The organism is Pseudoalteromonas aliena SW19 (assembly GCF_014905615.1).
Classification (GTDB): domain Bacteria; phylum Pseudomonadota; class Gammaproteobacteria; order Enterobacterales; family Alteromonadaceae; genus Pseudoalteromonas; species Pseudoalteromonas aliena.
This window is the reverse complement of the sequence record NZ_AQGU01000010.1, coordinates 1-1,220: the sequence shown is the minus strand read 5'-3', so window position 1 is coordinate 1,220 and position 1,220 is coordinate 1. Positions and strand designations below refer to the sequence as shown.

Below are 1,220 nucleotides of genomic sequence, written 5' to 3'. Positions count from 1 at the left end.
GGTGATATCAAGTGGTCAGTGCAACATGGTTTTTAATCATATCATTAGGAGTTAAATAGTTTAATATTCTTCTTGGTCGATTATTTAGTTTATTAGCGATTTTATCTAAATAACGTTGGTCAAAGCCATGTAGGCTTGTCTTTTTGGGAAAGTACTGCCTTAATAGGCGATTTGTATTTTCATTTGTTCCCCTTTGCCACGGACTACTCGGGTCACAAAAGTAAACATCTGTATTCGTATTTTTAGTAAATCTTTTATGGTCTGCTAATTCCATTCCCCGATCCCACGTTAGTGTGTTTTTAAGTGCCTTTGGTAAACCATTAAATTTCAGAATAAGTGCATTTACTACATTTTTAGTATCCTTACCATTAACTTGTACCAAAGCTGTATACCGTGTTTTTCGATCAACCAATGTTGCTATATGTGAGTTGCTACTTCCTGATATTAAATCGCCCTCCCAGTGACCTAGAGTTTCTCGTGTTTCAATTTCATGAGGCCTTTCATGAATTGTTTTAGCATCAATAATACCTTTATAAATTCCCTTATTTGTTGAGCGTTTACCATGCCTCAACTTACGTTTTGAGCGAAGATAGCTAAGGACTGCTTTTTCGAAAATATAGCGTGATGGGATAAATAACGTTTTATAAATAGTCTCATGTGAGATATGCATTTCAGATGATGCTGGGTGTTTTATTTTTAACCAGCCAGAAATTTGCTCTGGTGACCAGTCATCTAGTAGCTTAGATTCAACCAAATCGCTAAGTGGATTACCTTTTTGCAATTTACATTGCTTTGGCCTTAATGCTCGCTCTAGCGCATTTTTATCAGCCGTAACTGCACGGTATTTGGCAATACCACCATTGCGTTTGATTTCACGGCTTACTGTTGACGCTGCCTTTTCTACATTACGAGCTATTGCCCTGATAGATAAGCCTGAAGCTAAACCTCTTGATATATCTTCTCGCTCTTCTAAAGAAAGAAACGATAATCGACGTTTTCGTTGCACTGGCGATATTCCACCTTTTAATTTAAGTACACCGAATATAGAACCAGCATGCCTATCAAGCGTCAAGCCTATTTCGCTAAGCGTTTTACCTTCACGCCATAAGAACCATGCTTTCAGCTTTTCAATATCACTTAAACCACGTTTTGATAAGTCAGTCATAACAACCTAATTAATAATCAATTATAAGGTGTTGCATTGACCTATTGAATTCACC

Annotated in this window: 1 protein-coding gene; it reads right to left on the bottom strand. The window is 37.0% G+C overall.

Annotated elements, in window-relative coordinates:
- Positions 1-7 precede the first annotated feature (7 nt).
- Positions 8-1,165 carry an IS30 family transposase gene (locus PALI_RS00055; protein WP_193154361.1) on the bottom strand — a complete coding sequence of 386 codons (1,158 nt, stop codon included), beginning with the start codon at positions 1,163-1,165 and terminating at the stop codon, positions 8-10.
- Between the last annotated feature and the right edge of the window lie 55 nt (positions 1,166-1,220).